We start from the raw sequence: 17,309 nt of genomic DNA, 5'->3' as shown, positions 1-17,309 counted from the left end.
TCAAGGGCTACCGAAGCCGTGCCTGTGCAGGATGGCCTGGCCCGGCGCCGAGCGCACGAAGGCGATGAAGCGCTTGGCTTCGGCGGCATTGCGACTGGTCTTCACCATTGCCAGCGGATACGCGATACCACCGGCAACCGGCACCTGGAAGGCACGCTGCACGCGCTCGCTCATCGCCTGCGCGTCGGTGGCGTAGACGAAGCCTGCATCCACTTCACCCCGCGCGACATAGTCCAGTGACTGACGCACATTCTGGGTGCTGATCATCTTGGCCTGCACCGCCGGCCACAAACCGGCATGCTGCAGCGCGCCGCGTGCATAGCGACCCACCGGTACGCTGTCGGGGTTGCCAATGGCAACGCGCTTTACATCAGCCTTGGCCAGTGCCGCCAACGTGCTCGGTTTGTTGCTGGCCTGCGGCGGCACCACCACCCACAGGCTGTTCTGTGCGAATACGTGCTGTGTCGTTGGATCAATCAGGCCTTCGGTGCTGGCCTGCGCCATGGTGGTCTGGTCGGCCGAGGCCAGCACATCGACCGGCGCGCCGCGCGCAATCTGCTGCAGCAGCGTCCCGGACGCGGCGAAGTTCAGATCAACCTTCGTGCCCGGGTTGGCCTTCTCATACGCAGCGGAAATCTCGCGAAAGCTTTCAGTCAGGCTGGAAGCAGCGGAGACCGTCAGGTCAGCCGCGCTTGCCGGCAGCGTGGCGGCCAGCAACAACAATGCCCACAGTTTGTTCATGCACGCATCCTCGGTTGGGCATCATTCGCTTGCGTCATCGGTGGCCGCCATCAGCGCCAGACGCTCCGGTTGCAGCAGGATGATCTCGCGCTGCTTCACCGCGATGACTTCCTCGTCACTCAACCGGCGCAGTACCCGGCTGGCGGTTTCCGGTGCCATGCGCAGGTAGTTGGCGATCTCGGTGCGGGTCATGGTCAGGTTGAAGCGGTGCGCCGAAAATCCTCGCCGCGCATAGCGGCTGGAGATATCCAGCAGGAACGCGGCCATGCGTTCCTCGGTACGGTAATTGGCGGCCAGCAGCGCCGCCTTGCCGATCTCGGCACTGAGCAGGCTGAACAGCTTGGCCTGCAGGCCGGGCATGCGGCTGGCCAACATGCTGATACGCGGAAACGAGATACGGCACAGATGCACGGTATCCAACGCCACCGCATTGCAGGGATAACGCGAGCCGTGGATGGCGTTCAAGCCGATCACTTCGCCGGGCAAGGCGAAGCCCAGCACCTGCTCGTTGCCAAGGCTGTCATCGACGAAGGTCTTGACCATGCCGGCACGCACCGCAGCGATCGAGTCGAAGGGCTCGCCCGCACGGAAGATGTAATCGCCCGCATGGTAGGGCCCGACGTGGTCGACCATCACGTGCAGCTCGTTCAGCGCGGTCTTGTCATAGCCCTGCGAGCTGCAGGCATCGGAAAACGCACAGGTCGTGCAGAAATGCAGCGCATCACCGTCGCCGGCAGCGGCTGGATTCGGCGTCGCAGTGCCCAAGGGGCCGCGCGGTGGGGGTGTAGGTGACGTCATTCCGTTTTCAAGCAACAGCGGCCAAGGGGCGGAAGCACGCTGCGATCATACGCCACAGCAGCTCACCTTCGTTCTGGATCAACAACATGTCGCCGTCACGGCGCAGCCAGCCGCGTTCGATGAACATGGCGACGCGGCTCCAGGCGTGCTCGAAACAGGCGTCGAATGGCTGCGCGTTGCGCCATTCGAAGGCGCGCATGTCCAATGCGTGGTCGCAGGCCAGGCTCTGCACCACCTCGTCGGTCATACGTTCATGCTCTGAAAGAATAAGCCCGGACGATATGCCCGGCTGGCCAACCACCAGGCAGGCGCGCCAATGGCTCGGCTCTGGCTCGATGCGGCAGATCACATCACCGATCTGGCTGCAGGCGCCAACGCCGATGCCGAGCAGGTCATGGCGCTCGCGCCGCGGCACCCCGAGCAGGTCGCAATGACGCTGGCCGTCGCCGTTGCGCAGCGGCATTGGCAGGTCCGGCCGCTGGTAGTGGTCGCCGCCCAGCGGCAGGTAGCCGGCCGCACGCAGCAGCCGCCATGCCTGCAGCCAGTCTGTCGGCAATGGGTACTCGGGCAGCAGGGCCGGCGACGGCAGGACGATACGCTCGGGTGCCAGCTCCACTACCCGCTGCAGCCGCTGCAGGAACGACACATCGGCGTAGCACGGCACACGCAGCTGGTAATAGCAGGCGGTGAACCCGGCCTGCTGGGCGTGCGCCAACATTGCCGGCCCGTCGACACCGGCGTGGTCGATCACCGTCATCCGGGTACAGCCGACCTCACGCAAGGACGCCGGTGCGACATCGCTGGCCGCATCCAGGCGCACCTCGACCTGCGGCCGGGCGATGGTGCACAGCTGCTCCGGCACCGCGTCCAACAGCCGGCCCAGCAGGGCGGGCGGCAGATGCTCGACGATGCCCGGCTGCAGCACCATGGCAGCCACTTCGCGGTCGCTGGCCAGCATGTCGGCGTGCAGGCGCAGGCATACCATCAGCGCATCGAGGACGTTCTCGGCGCGCTCCAGGTCATGCGGCGGCGCACAGAAACCCAGGGTCAGCGCGCGTGGAATCAGATGCTCGTTGCTGGCCTGCATGGCTGCACGCCAGCCGGCTTCGGCGAAGCCCGGGCTCAGCTCCGCCGGCGCCGGGAACAACACGTGCGCGGGTTGCTGCAGCAGTGCAACATGCAATGTGGCGTCATCCATCCCGGCGGTCTCTACTGACATGCAAGCATCCTCGCGTAGCGACCGCCGGTTTTCACTGATCTGGATCAAGCGCGGCGCTGTTTCTCCGCTGCTCCGGCATCAATGGCTTCGGGCAGATCGGTCTCGCGATCGAGCTGCGGGAAGTTGCGACGCTCCATCCGCCGGATGGCGAAGTGCATCCAGGCCAGGGAGATGCTGACCAGCACGAACAGCAGCATGAAGCAGCTGCTCCAGATGCCCAGCGCATCATTGAGCGCGCCGAACACGATGGGCAGGATGAAGCCGCCAAGGCCGCCAATCATGCCGACCACGCCACCCACCGAGCCCACATGCTGCGGGTAATAGACCGGGATGTGCTTGTAGACCGCGGCCTTGCCCAGCGACATGAAAAAGCCGAGCACGAACACCAGCACAGTGAACAGGGTCACGCTGATCGCCAGATGGAAGCTGATCTCGCCGTGTATGCCCTGCACGATGTAGCGGGTATCCGGGTAGGCGAGGATGAAGGTGCAGATCACCGATACGCCCAGCGTCCAGTACATCACCCGACGTGCACCGATGCGGTCTGACATCCAGCCGCCCACCACCCGGAACAGGCTGGCCGGGATCGAGTAACACGCCGCCAACACGCCGGCCGTGCCCACGTCCATGCCATAGGCGCCGACCAGATAATGCGGCAGCCACAGTGCCAGCGCGACGAAGCCGCCGAACACGAAGAAGTAATACAGCGAGAAACGCCACACCTGCAGGTTCTTCAGCGGCGCCATCTGTTCGGCGAAGGACATCGGCTTGACGCCGCTGCGGCGGCGGTCTTCCAGCGAGGGATCTTCCTTGCTGAACAGATAGAACAGGATGGCGGTGACCGCCAGGCCGACGGCCCACAGCTTGGCCACCATCATCCAGCCCGAGGCCACCATCACCAGCGGCGCCAGCAGCTTGGTCACCGCCGAGCCGATGTTGCCAGCACCGAAGATGCCCAACGCGGTGCCCTGCTTCTCCGGCGGGAACCACTTGGACACATAGGTGACGCCGACCGAGAAGTTGCCGCCGGCGATGCCGACGAACAAGGCCGCCAACAGGAACTGCGGATAGGTCTGCGCATAGGTCAGCAGCCAGGTCGCCACCGCACCACACAGCATCACCAGGGTCATCACCTTGCGCCCGCCGAACTGATCGGACCAGATGCCGAGGAAGACGCGGATCACCGAGCCGGTCAGTACCGGGGTGGCGATCAGCAGACCGAACTGGGTGTCATTCAGACCCAGCTGTTCGCTGATCTGGATGCCGATGATGGCGAAGATCATCCACACCGCGAAACACACGGTGAAGGCGAAGGTGCTCAGCCATAGCGCACGTTGTTGTTCGCCGCTGCTGATGTTCTGTAGATTCTGGCTCATTGCCGCTCCTGGGGGGATTGCGTCTTACTCAGCTTGTGCTTCGATGTCTTCCAGCCCGCGTACCGGGTAACGCTCGCGCAGCTCCAGCAGGAACTGCTGCACGTCGCGCTGGCGCACCTGCAGTTCGAGGTAGTCACTGATCTGTGGCTGCACCTGCTCGAAGCTCAGCGCTACGCCGGCTTCCAGCACGTCAACGCTGACCACGTGGTAGCCCCAGCGCGATTCCACCGGAAAACCCGCCAGGCCTTGCCGCAGGCGGAATACCTGGCGATCGAATTCCGGCGTGGTCTGGCCGCGTTGCAGCCAGCCCAAATCGCCGCCCTCGCTGCTGGACGGGCACTGCGAGTGGCGCGCGGCCAGATCGGCGAACAGGTGTGGCTGCTCCAGCAGTTCGGCAATCAGCTTTTCGGCCTGGGTGCGGGCTTTCAGCCGGCCGGCGATATCGTCGGCCGGTGCCGCCAGCAGGATGTGGCGTACACGGATGCGGTCCGGTGAGCGGAAGCGCTCGGGGTTCTGCGCGAAGTAGCGCTGGCAGTCGTCCTCGCTGGGCACGCGGTCTACCAGCGTCTGTTCGATCAGTTGCTGGATGCGTGCTTCCTCGCTGGTCTCCTGGCCAACGCCGGGGGCGTCGGCCAGGCCAAGCCGCTCGGCTTCCAGCCGCAGCAGCTCGCGTACCACCAGCGCACGCGCCGCATCGGCACGTGACTGCTCCGGGCGCATCGCCCGGTGGTACTGCATCTCGCGGGCGATGTCAGCCTCGCTGATCGGCGTGTCCTGCACGTACAGACTGCACGGTGCCGGTTGGCCCAGGCTGCGCGGACCATCATCGGCGTCGTGATGGTGGCCGGCCTCGGCCGGCACCGGTGTCTGCGAATCGATGACGGTGATGGGGAGAATGCGTGGCAGGCTGCCCATGAGTTACTCCCACGGACCGTAGCGCAGCGTGGCCTGGCGACGACGCACCACCTGGTATGGCCGCCACAGGTAGCTGATCGGCACGCTCCACACATGCACCAGACGGGTGAACGGGGCGATCAACACCAGCGTCAGGCCGAGGAAGATGTGCGCCTTGTAAACCCAATGCACGCCTTCTACATAGTCGGCCGCACCGGCACGGAAGGTGACGATGTGCTGCGCCCACTCGGCCAGCATCACCATCACGCCGCCATCGAGATGGCCGGCGGAGACCTTGATGCTGTACAGGCCTAGGCAGAGCTGGGCGAACAGCAGCACCAGCACCAGCGTGTCACCGAAGCTGCCGATCGCACGTACCCGCGCATTGGTCAGGCGACGCACCAGCAGGATGGTGATGCCGACGAAGCACAGCGCGCCGAAGAAGCCGCCAACCACCATCGCCAGCAACTGCTTCTGCGAGGAAGTGATGAAGGGCTCGTACAGCGCATGCGGGGTCAGCAGGCCGACGAAGTGACCGCCGAGGATGGCGATGATGCCGATGTGGAAACAGTTGCTGCCAAAGCGCATGCCACGGTCGGACAACAACTGGGTGGAGCCGGTGCGCCAGCTGTACATGGCCTTGTCATAGCGCGCCCAGCTGCCGATCAACAGCACCGCCACCGCGATGTAGGGATAGAACTGGAAGGCGAACTGATTGAGGTAATTCATGGCTGGATCTCCCGCGGCTGCGCGCGTGCCGGTGAACGATGGGGTGGATCACATTCCTGCGAAGGCGCATCGGCACCGAAGCGCACCGCTTCTTCTTCCCACAGCTGGTCCATGGCTTCGACGGTGTCGTCGCGCACTTCCTCGCTTGCGCGCTGGCGCAGCACGGCCAGATTCACCTTGCCCTCGCCTGCCTCGACCAGGATCTCCAGCAACACTGCATGCGGCAGCCCACGCTCGGCGGCGCGTGCGGCGAGCATGCCGGCGATATGGCCGATGTGGTGCAGCCAGTCCTTGGCCTCGGCCTGCGGCCGGTGCGAGAGGTATTCCAGCAACAGCGGCAGGTAGTCCGGCAGCTCCCGCGCATCCAGCTCGAAACCGTTCTTGCGATAGGCTTCGATCAGGTCGACCATGGCCTGGCCGCGGTCACGTGATTCGCCGTGGATGTGTTCGAACACCAGCAGGCTCATCGAGCGGCCACGGTCGAAAGTGGCCAGCCAGCGGTCCTGCGCGTCCAGCGGGTCGCTGGCCAGCAGGTCACGAACGAAGGTCTGCAACTGCCCGCGACGGGCCGGCGACAGCGCCGGATCGTCGCAGGCCTCGAGCAGCTCCTCGCCATGCTGCCAAAGCTCGTCACGCGGATAGTCCAGCAGGACACCAATCAGCTTGAGCACACTCATTTCGTCACCTCGTGCCGGTGCTGGCGATTGGGATGCACCGCAAAGGTGGTGCTCTTGCGCTGGGTGAACAGGTCGGCCGGGCTATCGCCGTTGCAACCATTGCCAAAGGTGAAGCCGCAACCGCCGCGTTCGCCGAAGGCGTCATTGGCGTACTCACGGTGCGCACTCGGAATGACGAAGCGGTCCTCGTAGTTGGCAATGGCCAGGTAGCGGTACATCTCTTCCACCTGCGCCGGAGTCAAACCAACCTGTTCGAGCACGCGCATGTCTTCCACGCCGTCCACGTTCTTGCCACGGCGCCAAGCGCGCATCGCCATCAAACGCTCGAGTGCGCGGATGACAGGCGCTTCGTCACCTGCCGTCAGCAGATTGGCCAGGTAACGCACCGGGATACGCAGCGAGGCGATATCCGGCAGTTCACCGCTCATGCCAACGTGGCCACGCTCGGCCGCCGATTGAATCGGCGACAACGGCGGCACGTACCAGACCATCGGCAAGGTGCGATATTCCGGGTGCAGCGGCAGCGCCAGCTTCCAGTCGATGGCCAGCTTGTAGACCGGCGACTGTTTGGCCGATTCCAGCCAGCTGTCGGGGATGCCTTCGGCACGCGCGGCGGCGATCACCGCCGGGTCGAACGGGTCCAGGAAGATGTCCAGGTGCGACTGGTACAGGTCCTTCTCCGCTGCCACCGATGCGGCTTCAGCAATGCGGTCGGCGTCGTACAGCATCACCCCCAGGTAGCGGATGCGACCCACGCAGGTTTCCGAACACACGGTGGGCTCGCCCATCTCGATGCGCGGGTAGCAGAAGATGCACTTCTCGGACTTGCCGCTCTTCCAGTTGTAATAGATCTTCTTGTACGGGCAGGCCGACACGCACATGCGCCAGCCACGGCACTTGTCCTGGTCGATCAGCACGATCCCGTCTTCCTCGCGCTTGTAGATCGCACCGGACGGGCACGCCGAGACACAGGCCGGGTTGAGGCAGTGCTCGCACAGGCGCGGCAGGTACATCATGAAGGTCTTTTCGAAGGCGCCGTAGATCTCCTTCTGCACCTTGTCGAAGTTGTAATCGCGCGAACGCTTGGAGAACTCGGTACCGAGGATTTCCTCCCAGTTCGGGCCCCACTCGATCTTCTCCATGCGCTGGCCGGTCAGCAGCGAGCGTGGACGCGCGGTCGGCTGGTGCTTCAGCTCGGGCGCGTCGTGCAGGTGCTGGTAATCGAAGTCGAACGGCTCGTAGTAGTCGTCGATCTGCGGCAGGTCGGGGTTGGAGAAGATCTTGGCCAGCATGCGCCAGCGGCCACCGGCGCGCGGCACCAGCTTGCCGCTGCCGTTGCGCACCCAACCACCGTTCCACTTCTCCTGGTTTTCCCATTCCTTGGGGTAACCGATGCCGGGCTTGGTCTCGACGTTGTTGAACCAGGCGTACTCCACGCCTTCGCGCGAGGTCCACACGTTCTTGCAGGTGATCGAGCAGGTGTGGCAGCCGATGCACTTGTCCAGGTTCAACACCATCGCAATCTGGGCACGTACTTTCATCACACCACCTCCCGCGCGGCGCCCGAGGCATTCGAGTTTGATTGCTCGTCATCCAGCCAATCGATCTTGTCCATCTTGCGCACGATCACGAACTCATCGCGGTTGGTACCGCAGGTACCGTAGTAGTTGAAGCCCCAGGCCAGCTGCGCGTAGCCGCCGATCATGTGGGTGGGCTTGAGCACGATGCGGGTCACCGAGTTGTGGATGCCGCCGCGGGTGCCGGAGATCTCCGAGCCCGGCACGTTGATGATGCGTTCCTGGGCGTGGTACATCATCGCCATGCCCGGCATCACGCGCTGGCTGACCACCGCACGCGCGGCAATCGCACCGTTGACGTTGAACAGCTCGATCCAGTCGTTGTCCTCGATGCCGGCGTTGCGTGCATCGTCCTCGCTCAACCAGACGATGGGACCACCACGCGACAAGGTCTGCATGATCAGGTTGTCGCTGTAGGTGCTGTGGATGCCCCACTTCTGGTGCGGGGTAATCCAGTTCAGCACGATCTCCTTGTTGCCGTTCTGGCGCTTGTTGAGCAGCGGCTCCACCGTGCGTGTATTGACCGGTGGGCGGTAGCTCATGAAGGCCTCACCGAAGTCGATCATCCACTCGTGATCCTGGTAGAACTGCTGGCGGCCGGTGATGGTGCGCCACGGGATCAACTCGTGCACGTTGGTGTAGCCAGCGTTGTAGCTGACGTTGTCGTCTTCCAGCCCGGACCAGATCGGCGAGGAAATGATCTTGCGCGGCTGCGCCTGGATGTCACGGAAGCGGATCGCTTCGTGTTCCTTGCCCAGCGCCAGATGGGTATGCTCGCGGCCGGTGAAGGTGCCCAGCGACTCCCAGGCCTTGACCGCGACATGGCCATTGGTTTCCGGTGCCAGGTGCAGCACCACTTCGCAGGCATCGATCGCCGTGTCGATGGACGGGCGACCCTTGCTGATGCCGTCCTCCAGCACGGTGTGGTTGAGCTTGCCGAGGAATTCCACCTCGTGCTTGGTATCCCAGCTCATGCCCTTGCCGCCGTTGCCGAGCTTGTCCAGCAGCGGCCCCAGCGAGGTGAACTTACGGTAGAGATTGGGGTAGTCGCGCTCGACCACCGCCATGCTCGGCATGGTCTTGCCGGGGATGGCCTCGCACTGGCCCTTCTTCCAATCGGCGACGCCGAACGGCATGCCCAGTTCGTTGGGCGTGTCGTGCAGGGTCGGTACCAGCACCAGATCCTTCTCGACACCGAGCACGCCCGGTGCCATGTCGCTGAGCGTACGAGCGACGCCCTTGAAGATCTCCCAGTCGCTGCGCGATTCCCAGGCCGGGTCCACCGCCTTGGACAGCGGGTGGATGAACGGATGCATGTCCGAGGTGTTGAGGTCGTCCTTCTCGTACCAGGTGGCGGTCGGCAGCACGATGTCCGAGTACAGCGCCGTGGTGCACATGCGGAAATCCAGCGTCACCAGCAGGTCGAGCTTGCCTTCCGGGGCTTCGTCATGCCACTTCACGTCCTCGGGTTTGACCGCGCCCATCTCGCCCAGGTCCTTGCCCTGCAGGCCATGACGCGTGCCGAGCAGATGCCGCAGCATGTACTCGTGGCCCTTGCCGGAGGAACCGAGCAGGTTGGAGCGCCAGATGAACATCATGCGCGGGTGATTCTGCGCGGCATCCGGATCGGCGAAAGCGAAATCCAGCGAGCCGTCCTTGAACTTGGACAGCGCATAGTCGGCCGGTGCGATGCCGGCCTGTTCGGCCTCGCGCACCAGCTGCAACGGATTGCGGTCCAGCTGCGGTGCACTCGGCAACCAGCCCATGCGCACCGCGCGCAGGTTGAGGTCGGCCAGGCTGCCGCTGTATTTGGAAGCATCGGCCAGCGGTGACAGCAGTTCGTCCACCTGCAGCTTCTCGTAACGCCACTGCCCGGTGTTGAAGTAGAAGAACGAGGTGCCGTTCATCTGCCGCGGCGGGCGGCTCCAGTCCAGGCCGAAGGCCAGCGGCTGCCAGCCGGTCTGCGGGCGCAGCTTTTCCTGGCCCACGTAATGCGCCCAGCCACCACCGGTCTGGCCCACGCAGCCGCACATGACCAGCATGTTGATCAGGCCGCGGTAGTTCATGTCGTTGTGGAACCAGTGGTTCATGCCGGCGCCGACGATGATCATGCTGCGACCATGGGTCTTGTCGGCGGTGCGGGCGAACTCACGGGCAATTTCGATCACCTCGGCGCGTGACACGCCGGTGATGCGCTCCTGCCAAGCGGGAGTGCCCGGCACGTTGTCATCGAAGCTCTTGGCGACATTGCCGCCGCCGAAGCCACGATCAACACCGTACTGCGCCAGCAGCAGGTCGTAGACCGTGGCCACCAGCGCTTCGCCACCATCAGCCAACTGCAGGCGGCGCAGCGGGATATTGCGCTCCAGCACTTCCTCGGCCGGTGCGGCGGTCCAGCCGTCGCTCTCGATGCCGCCGAAGTATGGGAAGCTCACCGCCTCGATGCCATCGTGGATATCGGCCAGGCTCAGGCGCAGGCGCGTGTCATGGCCATCGCTGGCCTTTTCCTCGATGTTCCACTTGCCCTTCTCGCCCCAGCGGAAGCCGACCGAGCCATTCGGCACGGTGATGTCGCCGCTGTTCTCGTCGAACGCCAGCGTCTTCCATTCGGGGTTGTTGCTCTCGCCCAGCCCGCCCAGCTCGCTGGCGCGCAAGAAGTGGCCCGGTACCAGGCGGCCATCGGCGCGGCGCTCGACGCGCACCAGCATCGGCATGTCCGAGTACTGGCGGCAGTAGTCCTGGAAGTATTGCGAAGGCGTGTCGACGTGGAACTCGCGCAGGATCACGTGGCCGAAGGCGAATGCCAGTGCGGCATCGGTACCCTGCTTGGGATGCAGCCAATGGTCGGTGAGCTTGGCCAGCTCGGAATAGTCGGGACAAATCGACACCGTCTTGGTGCCGTTGTAACGCGCCTCGGTGAAGAAGTGCGCGTCGGGCGTGCGCGTCTGCGGCACGTTCGAGCCCCAGGCGATGATGTAGCGGCTGTTGTACCAATCGGCCGATTCCGGCACATCGGTCTGCTCGCCCCACACCTGCGGCGAGGCCGGCGGCAGATCGCAGTACCAATCGTAGAAGGACAGACAGGCACCACCGAGCAGCGACAGATAGCGCGCACCGGCAGCGTAGGACACCATCGACATTGCCGGAATCGGTGAGAAGCCGACGATGCGGTCCGGGCCGTATTCCTTGGTGGTGTAGAGGTTGGAGGCGGCGATGATCTCGTTGGCCTCGTCCCAGTTCAATCGAACGAAACCGCCCATGCCGCGCCGACGCTTGTACTCGCGGGACTTGGCCGGGTCCTGCACGATGCTGGCCCAGGCCTCGACCGGTGACATGGTCTTGCGGGCCTGCCGCCACATGCGCAGCAAGGTGCCGCGGATCAGCGGGTACTTCAGCCGGTTGGCGCTGTACAGGTACCAGGAATAGCTGGCACCACGCGGGCAGCCGCGTGGTTCGTGATTGGGCAGGTCCGGGCGGGTGCGCGGGTAGTCGGTCTGCTGGGTTTCCCAGGTGACCAGGCCGTTCTTGACGTAGATCTTCCAGCTGCAGGAGCCGGTGCAGTTCACGCCGTGGGTGGAGCGTACGATCTTGTCGTACTGCCAACGGGCGCGATAACTGTTTTCCCAGTCCCGCCCTTCGCTCTTGCTGAACCCGTGGCCATCGGCAAAGGGTTGTGGATCCCGCTTGAAGAACTGCAAGCGATCAAGGAAATAGCTCATGGTGAATCTCCGTTCGCAAACTGCTGCATCGTGGCTATGTGTGGAATCTGGCTGCGGTGCGTGTGTAACTCAGCAGGGGGTTTCAGCCCCGCGCCGGTAGTACCACCACCAGGTCACGACCAGGCAGGTGATGTAGAACGCAATGAAGCCGTACAGCGCCATGTCCGGGCTGCCGGTCAAGGTGATGGAAGAGCCGTAACTCTTGGGGATGAAGAAGCCGCCGTAGGCACCGATGGCGCCGGAGAAGCCGACAACGGCAGCGGATTCGATGCTGGCCTGGTGGGCAGCAGCCTTCTTGCCTTCGGCACCTTCATTGGCCGACAGGCGCTCGTGCAGGGTGCGGAAGATCACCGGGATCATCCGGAAGGTGGTGCCGTTGCCGATGCCGCTGAGCACGAACAAGGCCATGAACGAGAGCAGGAAGCCAACGAAGTTGCCGCCCTGGCCATTGCTCGGCAGGAAGTGCAGCACGCCGAACACCGCTGCGATCATCAACGCGAACACCCAGAAGGTCAGGCGTGCGCCACCCCAGCGGTCGGCCATGCTGCCGCCCACCGAGCGCATCAGTGCGCCCAGCAGCGGGCCGATGAAGGCATAGGCCAGTGGATTCACATCCGGGAACTGGCTCTTGACCAGCATCGGGAAGCCGGCCGAGAAGCCGATATAGGAACCGAAGGTGCCGATGTACAACCAGCACATCAGCCAGTTGTGCTTGCGGCGGAAGATCACCGCCTGCTCGGAGAACGAGGAGCGAGCGCTGGTCAGGTCATTCATGCCGAACCAGGCGGCGATCGCGAAGAAGGCAATGAACGGCACCCAGATGAAACCGGCGTTCTGCACGAACAGGGGAGCGCCGCCGTCGGCCACCGCTTGCGGTGCGCCGCCCATGGCGCCAAACACGCCGACGCTGATCACCAGCGGCACCACCGCCTGCGACACCGATACGCCGACATTGCCCAGGCCTGCATTCAAACCCAGCGCCATGCCCTGGCGCTGCTTGGGATAAAAGAACGAGATGTTGGACATCGACGAGGAGAAGTTGGCGCCGCCGAAGCCACAGAGGATGGCGATCAGCACGAACACCCAATACGGCGTGGCCGGGTTCTGCACCGCAAAGCCCAGCCACAAGGTCGGCAGCAGCAAGGATGCGGTCGACAATGCGGTCCAGCGGCGGCCACCGAAGATCGGGATCACGAAGGAATAGAAGATGCGCAGCGTGGCGCCGGACAGGCTGGGCAGGGCCACCAGCCAGAACAGCTGATCGGTGGTGAAGGCGAAACCGATCTTGGGCAGGCTGATGGTCACTGCCGAGAACAGCACCCATACCGAGAACGCCAGCAGCAGTGACGGTATCGATATGACCAGATTGCGGGTGGCGACCTTCTTGCCGGTGCGTTCCCAGTAATCAGGATCCTCCGGCCTCCAATCGTTGATGACGCGACCGGGACCGGAACTGCTCTGCTTTGCTACATCGCGACTGGCACTCATGCATCGCTCCAAGGCTGTTTGATACGGCGCTGGCTTGCTGTGCTGTTGCTTGCCCAGTCGCCACGGCGTCATTAGGCCCGGCGCCCCCTGGGGCAGTCTTGATCTTGATCAATCCAACGGCGCTCTCGCACCGACTACCTGACAAATATCAACTGATGCTTACGGCGTCGGCCGGATTGCGGCGCTGCACGCCGCGTTGACGCACGCTGTCACGCACATCCACATCAAATTGAAGCTGCAGCGGCGGCAGTGCCTGCGTTGGCAGCATGAAACCCAGGCCGTCACGGCATGGCAGACGCGCCTGCAGCGCCAGCACGTCTTCGCGCGGCAGCTTGATCATCAACGTGGTTGCATCGCCATCCAGCAGCGCCTCCGCCATGTCGTGCAGCTGCAAGCGCTGCGACAGGGCTCCGGGCGTGCCAAGCCAGGTCTGGTTCTCCAGCACCTCGCCAGCGAGCAGGCGTGCCAGCTCGCTTTCATCAATGCGCAGCCGTAGCGACTGCGACTGGATCTGGACTTTCATGACGCAACTTCCTCCCATTCGCGGGGGGTATTGCAGTTCACAAGGCGGGCTTCGGCACCGGCTGGCAGCGGCAGCTCCAGGCCACCGAGGCGGCGTTGGAACATCCGTAGCGAGCGTGGCCCGTCTGTACCCGTGACCATTTCATACAGCAGACTGCGACAAGTGCCGTCGATGTTCAAGTACATCGGCACCGGTTCCCCGCAAAAAGTTGCACACGACGCGGCTCCCGCCCCAGCCAGCTGTCGCAGCAATGTCACATCCAACAAGGGCATATCCACCGGCACTACCCATGCAGGCCCGTCATCCAGGGTTTCCACCACGCTGTGCAGGCCGCCCAGCGGGCCGCAGCGCGGCACCACATCGGGTACCGAATCGAAGCCTGGATAGTCGCCACTCACCTTTACGGGATGGGCACCAAGTGCACTCAGCAGCGCACAACTGTGTTCGAGCAGCGTGCGCCCACGCCACCGCAGCAGCGCCTTGTCCTGGCCCATGCGGCTGGACAGCCCGCCGGCCAGCACGATGCCGGCCACCGGCGCCGGCTCAATGCGAGTGGTCGTGGACATGTCCGTCGATGTGCGCGTGCTCGGTGTCGGGTTGGCACAGGCTGCAGCCCTCGCTCCACTCGCTGTCGCCGTCCTGGTAATGCTCCTGCTTCCAGATCGGCGAACGGTGCTTCACCCCCTCGATCAACTGCCGGCAGGCGCGGAACGCCTCATCACGGTGCGGGCTGCCAGCGGCTACCACCACGGCGACATCACCGACTGCCAGTCTGCCTTTGGCATGTGCCACGTACAGTTTGATGCGTGGGCCGAAGTCGGCGGTGATTTCGGCAATCTGCCGCTGGAACTCATTCAATACCAGCGGCTCGAACAGGTCATAGGTGATGCCCAGCACCGGCCGGCCCTGGTTCAGATCACGCACCTTGCCGATGAAGACATCGATGCCGCCAAAACCCGGCTCGGATACGGCGGCGATGCCTTTCGCAGGATCAATCGCCGCATCGGCACGGTCCACCACTTTCCATACACTTTCGAAGCTCATCTCAGCCTCCACTTACCGGTGGCAGGATCGCCACCCGCCCGTCGCCGGGCAGCACATCGTTGTCGCGCAATACGCGTTGTTCGTCGGCGAATGCCGAGTAATCGACCAGGCCGGCACGGAACTGCGGGTAGCGCTGCTGCAGCAATGCGCGCAGCGCCCTGCGCAGGTCGATGACCTGCCCGCCTTCGACCGGCACACTGAGCTCGCGCTGCGGGTCCAGCTCCGAAAACGCCCCAAACAGCTGCACCACTATCTCTTTCATGACATCTCCTGCGGGCTGAGCTGCACCGGTTCGCGGTGGCCCCAGCCCTGTACACGTACCAGACTGCCGGCGGTGGCCAGATCATCGTCACCCTCCAGCACCACCCACGCATTGGCGCGCAGCATGGTCTTGAGGCGGAAGGACTCCTGCCCGGCCAGCACACGCACGCTCAGCTGCCCACTTGCATCGGCCTGCACGCGTGCGCGCGCATGGAAACGCAGGCCCGGCGGCTTGCGCACGTCGGCCTGCAGTGGCAACTGCAATACATATTCTTCTGCGAGGCCAAGCATCTTTCGCAGCACCGGCTCGACGAAGAAACGCAGCCCAACCGCGGCAGAAATCGGGTTACCCGGCAGGCCGAAATACAACGTGCCATCGGCCAGCCGCGCGAACAGCAGCGGTTTTCCCGGGCGGATCGCGACCTTGTGGAAAATGATCTCGGCACCGCGCGCACGCAGCGCATCGGGAATGAAATCGTAGCGGCCCTGCGATACCGCGCCGGTACTCAGCACTACCCGCGCACCCGCAGCCAGCGCTGAATCCAGAGCGGCATCAAAGGCGGCAACGTCATCACTGACCACGCCGTTCCAGACCACGTCCGCACCTGCAGCACGCAGGCGGCTGACCAGGAACGGGCGATTGCTGTCGCGTATCTGCCCGGACTGCAGCTCTGCGGTCGCATCGCTGATCAACTCCTTGCCGGTGCTGATCACCGCAACCTGCGGCTGTTGTTGTACCTGCACCGTGGCAACGCCGAGTGCATGCAGCAAGGTCATCGCATTGACGTCCAGGGCCGAACCCGCAGCGAGCACGGTTTCGCCCTGTTCTACATCCTGGCCGCGCAGTCGTACATGCTGGCCGGGCTTCACCGTTGCCTGCAGGCGCACGCGGGTGGGACGGCCTTCCACGGCCTCCAGCACCTCGACCTGTTCGATCGGCACCACGCTGTCCAGACCCGACGGCATGCGTGCGCCAGTCATGATTTCCCAGGCCTGTGCGGAATCGCCGTCTGCAGCGGCGGTGTCGCCTGCGGCCTGCCAACCCTGCACCCGCAGCACGCTGCCCGCTGCCACCGGTTGCCCGTTCGCGCACAGCGCGAAGCCGTCCATCGCAGCGTTGTCGAACGGCGGCAGGTCCTGCGCGCTGTTTACCGGTGCGGCCAGTATCCGTTCGGCGGCCGCATCGATGGAAACCTGTTCACTGCGCGCCGCCGGTGCGGCCGCCAGCAACTGCTGCAGCGCCTGCGCATAACTGATCATGCGTGCGTGCCCCCGTCCATCATTGCCAGCGCATGGCCGAGCACGGGGGTGAGGATGTTCATGCACTGTGCGGCGGCGCGCGGGCTGCCTGGCAGGGCGATGACCAGCAGATCGTCCAGTTGCACGACTTCTGCGCGGCTCAGCCAGGCCATCGGTGTGTGCTGGGCACTGAGCCCGCGCAGCATCTGTGCCAGTCCGGGCACCGGGCGTCCACCCAATGCCTGCAAGGCCTCGGGCGTCAGATCACGCGGGCCCAGGCCAGTACCGCCAGTGCACAGGCAGAGGCGCACACCGTCGGCGGCCAGCGCGCGCAGGCGCGCGACCAAGGGCTCGATGCCGTCTGCCAATACTTCATTGCTGACCACCTCACCGCCCAAGGCCTGCAGGCCCTTGACCAGCACCGGCCCGGATTCGTCGACATAGTCGCCGCGGCTTGCGCGGTCACTGAGGGTGATCACCGCACAGCGCGCCGCGCCCAGAGTCTTGGGCGGACGCGGGCGGAAACGTTCAAGCTCGCCGGCATCCATGCCTTGCGGGTGTGTCCACACGCCACTCTTGCCGCCTTCCTTGAACAGCAGGCGGATGGCACTGATTTCCAGTGCCGGCTCGACCGGCTTGCTCAGGTCGTACAAGGTCAGCAGGGCGGCATTGACGCCGGCCAGCGCTTCCATCTCGACGCCGGTACGCGCTTCGCTGGCGCACTCGCACCAGACCCGGATCGCCAGCCGTTCCGGCACCGGCGCGCAGTACACGCGCACCAGCTCCAACGGCAGCGGGTGACACATCGGCATCAATGCCGAGGCCATCTTTGCGCCTTGCAGACCGGCAATCTCAGCCATCACCAGCGCATCACCCTTGGGCAGGCGGCGCTCGACGATCAATGGATAGGCAACAGGCCCGGCGATCAGTTCACCCACCGCCACCGCGCGACGGCGGGTGATGCGTTTGTCGCGTACATCGGCCATATGGAATGCCGCACTTATCTGCCCACTCATTGCTTGTT

At 64.4% G+C, this 17,309-nt stretch carries 16 protein-coding genes; all 16 read right to left on the bottom strand.

Annotated features, from left to right (window positions below; translation table 11 throughout):
* Positions 1-741, bottom strand: a complete 741-nt coding sequence (gene modA, locus ACVOLS_RS04605; RefSeq protein WP_481544661.1) for a molybdate ABC transporter substrate-binding protein — start codon at positions 739-741, stop codon at positions 1-3.
* Between the two features lie 21 nt (positions 742-762).
* Entirely contained in the window at positions 763-1,539 is a 777-nt protein-coding gene (locus ACVOLS_RS04600) for a helix-turn-helix domain-containing protein (protein ID WP_481512935.1), read from the bottom strand.
* A 7-nt stretch (positions 1,540-1,546) separates the two neighbouring features.
* The gene (locus ACVOLS_RS04595) at positions 1,547-2,758 is read right to left on the bottom strand and encodes an oxygen-independent coproporphyrinogen III oxidase (RefSeq protein ID WP_481544660.1); all 1,212 of its coding nucleotides are present in this window, start codon (positions 2,756-2,758) and stop codon (positions 1,547-1,549) included.
* Positions 2,759-2,802: 44 nt separating this feature from the next.
* The gene (locus tag ACVOLS_RS04590) at positions 2,803-4,134 is read right to left on the bottom strand and encodes an MFS transporter (RefSeq protein ID WP_481544659.1); all 1,332 of its coding nucleotides are present in this window, start codon (positions 4,132-4,134) and stop codon (positions 2,803-2,805) included.
* A gap of 24 nt (positions 4,135-4,158) precedes the next feature.
* A complete protein-coding gene (locus ACVOLS_RS04585) occupies positions 4,159-5,049 on the bottom strand; it encodes a peptidylprolyl isomerase (protein WP_481544658.1) in 891 nt (296 codons plus the stop codon).
* A gap of 3 nt (positions 5,050-5,052) precedes the next feature.
* Complete coding sequence (gene narI, locus ACVOLS_RS04580) at positions 5,053-5,757, bottom strand: respiratory nitrate reductase subunit gamma (RefSeq protein ID WP_481544657.1); 705 nt, start codon at positions 5,755-5,757, stop codon at positions 5,053-5,055.
* On the bottom strand, positions 5,754-6,434 hold the full coding sequence (gene narJ / locus ACVOLS_RS04575) for a nitrate reductase molybdenum cofactor assembly chaperone (protein WP_481544656.1): 681 nt from the start codon (positions 6,432-6,434) through the stop codon (positions 5,754-5,756). The genes narI and narJ overlap by 4 nt, the downstream gene beginning before the upstream one ends.
* Positions 6,431-7,975: a nitrate reductase subunit beta gene (gene narH, locus ACVOLS_RS04570; protein ID WP_481544655.1), complete on the bottom strand. Its 1,545-nt coding sequence runs from the start codon at positions 7,973-7,975 to the stop codon at positions 6,431-6,433. The genes narJ and narH overlap by 4 nt, the downstream gene beginning before the upstream one ends.
* The gene (locus tag ACVOLS_RS04565) at positions 7,975-11,730 is read right to left on the bottom strand and encodes a nitrate reductase subunit alpha (protein ID WP_481544654.1); all 3,756 of its coding nucleotides are present in this window, start codon (positions 11,728-11,730) and stop codon (positions 7,975-7,977) included. Before ACVOLS_RS04565 ends, narH begins: the two co-directional genes overlap by 1 nt.
* Positions 11,731-11,799: 69 nt before the next feature.
* On the bottom strand, positions 11,800-13,218 hold the full coding sequence (locus tag ACVOLS_RS04560; protein ID WP_481544653.1) for a NarK family nitrate/nitrite MFS transporter: 1,419 nt from the start codon (positions 13,216-13,218) through the stop codon (positions 11,800-11,802).
* Positions 13,219-13,366: 148 nt separating this feature from the next.
* The gene (locus tag ACVOLS_RS04555) at positions 13,367-13,741 is read right to left on the bottom strand and encodes a DUF7009 family protein (RefSeq protein ID WP_481544652.1); all 375 of its coding nucleotides are present in this window, start codon (positions 13,739-13,741) and stop codon (positions 13,367-13,369) included.
* Positions 13,738-14,307, bottom strand: coding sequence for a molybdenum cofactor guanylyltransferase (gene mobA, locus ACVOLS_RS04550; RefSeq protein WP_481544651.1), 570 nt, complete (start codon positions 14,305-14,307; stop codon positions 13,738-13,740). Before mobA ends, ACVOLS_RS04555 begins: the two co-directional genes overlap by 4 nt.
* Positions 14,285-14,785: a molybdenum cofactor biosynthesis protein MoaE gene (locus tag ACVOLS_RS04545; RefSeq protein ID WP_481544650.1), complete on the bottom strand. Its 501-nt coding sequence runs from the start codon at positions 14,783-14,785 to the stop codon at positions 14,285-14,287. The genes mobA and ACVOLS_RS04545 overlap by 23 nt, the downstream gene beginning before the upstream one ends.
* A 1-nt stretch (position 14,786) precedes the next feature.
* Positions 14,787-15,047 carry a MoaD/ThiS family protein gene (locus tag ACVOLS_RS04540; protein ID WP_481544649.1) on the bottom strand — a complete coding sequence of 87 codons (261 nt, stop codon included), beginning with the start codon at positions 15,045-15,047 and terminating at the stop codon, positions 14,787-14,789.
* Positions 15,044-16,306, bottom strand: a complete 1,263-nt coding sequence (locus tag ACVOLS_RS04535; RefSeq protein WP_481544648.1) for a molybdopterin molybdotransferase MoeA — start codon at positions 16,304-16,306, stop codon at positions 15,044-15,046. The genes ACVOLS_RS04540 and ACVOLS_RS04535 overlap by 4 nt, the downstream gene beginning before the upstream one ends.
* Positions 16,303-17,301, bottom strand: coding sequence for a bifunctional molybdenum cofactor biosynthesis protein MoaC/MoaB (moaCB, locus tag ACVOLS_RS04530; protein WP_481544647.1), 999 nt, complete (start codon positions 17,299-17,301; stop codon positions 16,303-16,305). Before moaCB ends, ACVOLS_RS04535 begins: the two co-directional genes overlap by 4 nt.
* Between the last annotated feature and the right edge of the window lie 8 nt (positions 17,302-17,309).

Source organism: Stenotrophomonas sp. STEN038, assembly GCF_056759895.1.
Note: the sequence above shows the minus strand (reverse complement) of the source record. Positions and strands in the feature narration are given on the sequence as shown.

Excerpts from the sequence above, each read along its gene's own strand:
- narH (WP_481544655.1), bottom strand. The coding sequence starts at position 7,975 with ATGAAAGTACGTGCCCAGATTGCGATGGTGTTGAACCTGGACAAGTGC.
- ACVOLS_RS04590 (WP_481544659.1), bottom strand. The coding sequence starts at position 4,134 with ATGAGCCAGAATCTACAGAACATCAGCAGCGGCGAACAACAACGTGCG.
- narJ (WP_481544656.1), bottom strand. The coding sequence starts at position 6,434 with ATGAGTGTGCTCAAGCTGATTGGTGTCCTGCTGGACTATCCGCGTGAC.
- ACVOLS_RS04560 (WP_481544653.1), bottom strand. The coding sequence starts at position 13,218 with ATGAGTGCCAGTCGCGATGTAGCAAAGCAGAGCAGTTCCGGTCCCGGT.
- moaCB (WP_481544647.1), bottom strand. The coding sequence starts at position 17,301 with ATGAGTGGGCAGATAAGTGCGGCATTCCATATGGCCGATGTACGCGAC.
- ACVOLS_RS04555 (WP_481544652.1), bottom strand. The coding sequence starts at position 13,741 with ATGAAAGTCCAGATCCAGTCGCAGTCGCTACGGCTGCGCATTGATGAA.
- mobA (WP_481544651.1), bottom strand. The coding sequence starts at position 14,307 with ATGTCCACGACCACTCGCATTGAGCCGGCGCCGGTGGCCGGCATCGTG.
- ACVOLS_RS04545 (WP_481544650.1), bottom strand. The coding sequence starts at position 14,785 with ATGAGCTTCGAAAGTGTATGGAAAGTGGTGGACCGTGCCGATGCGGCG.
- ACVOLS_RS04540 (WP_481544649.1), bottom strand. The coding sequence starts at position 15,047 with ATGAAAGAGATAGTGGTGCAGCTGTTTGGGGCGTTTTCGGAGCTGGAC.
- ACVOLS_RS04565 (WP_481544654.1), bottom strand. The coding sequence starts at position 11,730 with ATGAGCTATTTCCTTGATCGCTTGCAGTTCTTCAAGCGGGATCCACAA.
- modA (WP_481544661.1), bottom strand. The coding sequence starts at position 741 with ATGAACAAACTGTGGGCATTGTTGTTGCTGGCCGCCACGCTGCCGGCA.
- ACVOLS_RS04600 (WP_481512935.1), bottom strand. The coding sequence starts at position 1,539 with ATGACGTCACCTACACCCCCACCGCGCGGCCCCTTGGGCACTGCGACG.
- ACVOLS_RS04535 (WP_481544648.1), bottom strand. The coding sequence starts at position 16,306 with ATGATCAGTTATGCGCAGGCGCTGCAGCAGTTGCTGGCGGCCGCACCG.
- ACVOLS_RS04595 (WP_481544660.1), bottom strand. The coding sequence starts at position 2,758 with ATGTCAGTAGAGACCGCCGGGATGGATGACGCCACATTGCATGTTGCA.
- ACVOLS_RS04585 (WP_481544658.1), bottom strand. The coding sequence starts at position 5,049 with ATGGGCAGCCTGCCACGCATTCTCCCCATCACCGTCATCGATTCGCAG.
- narI (WP_481544657.1), bottom strand. The coding sequence starts at position 5,757 with ATGAATTACCTCAATCAGTTCGCCTTCCAGTTCTATCCCTACATCGCG.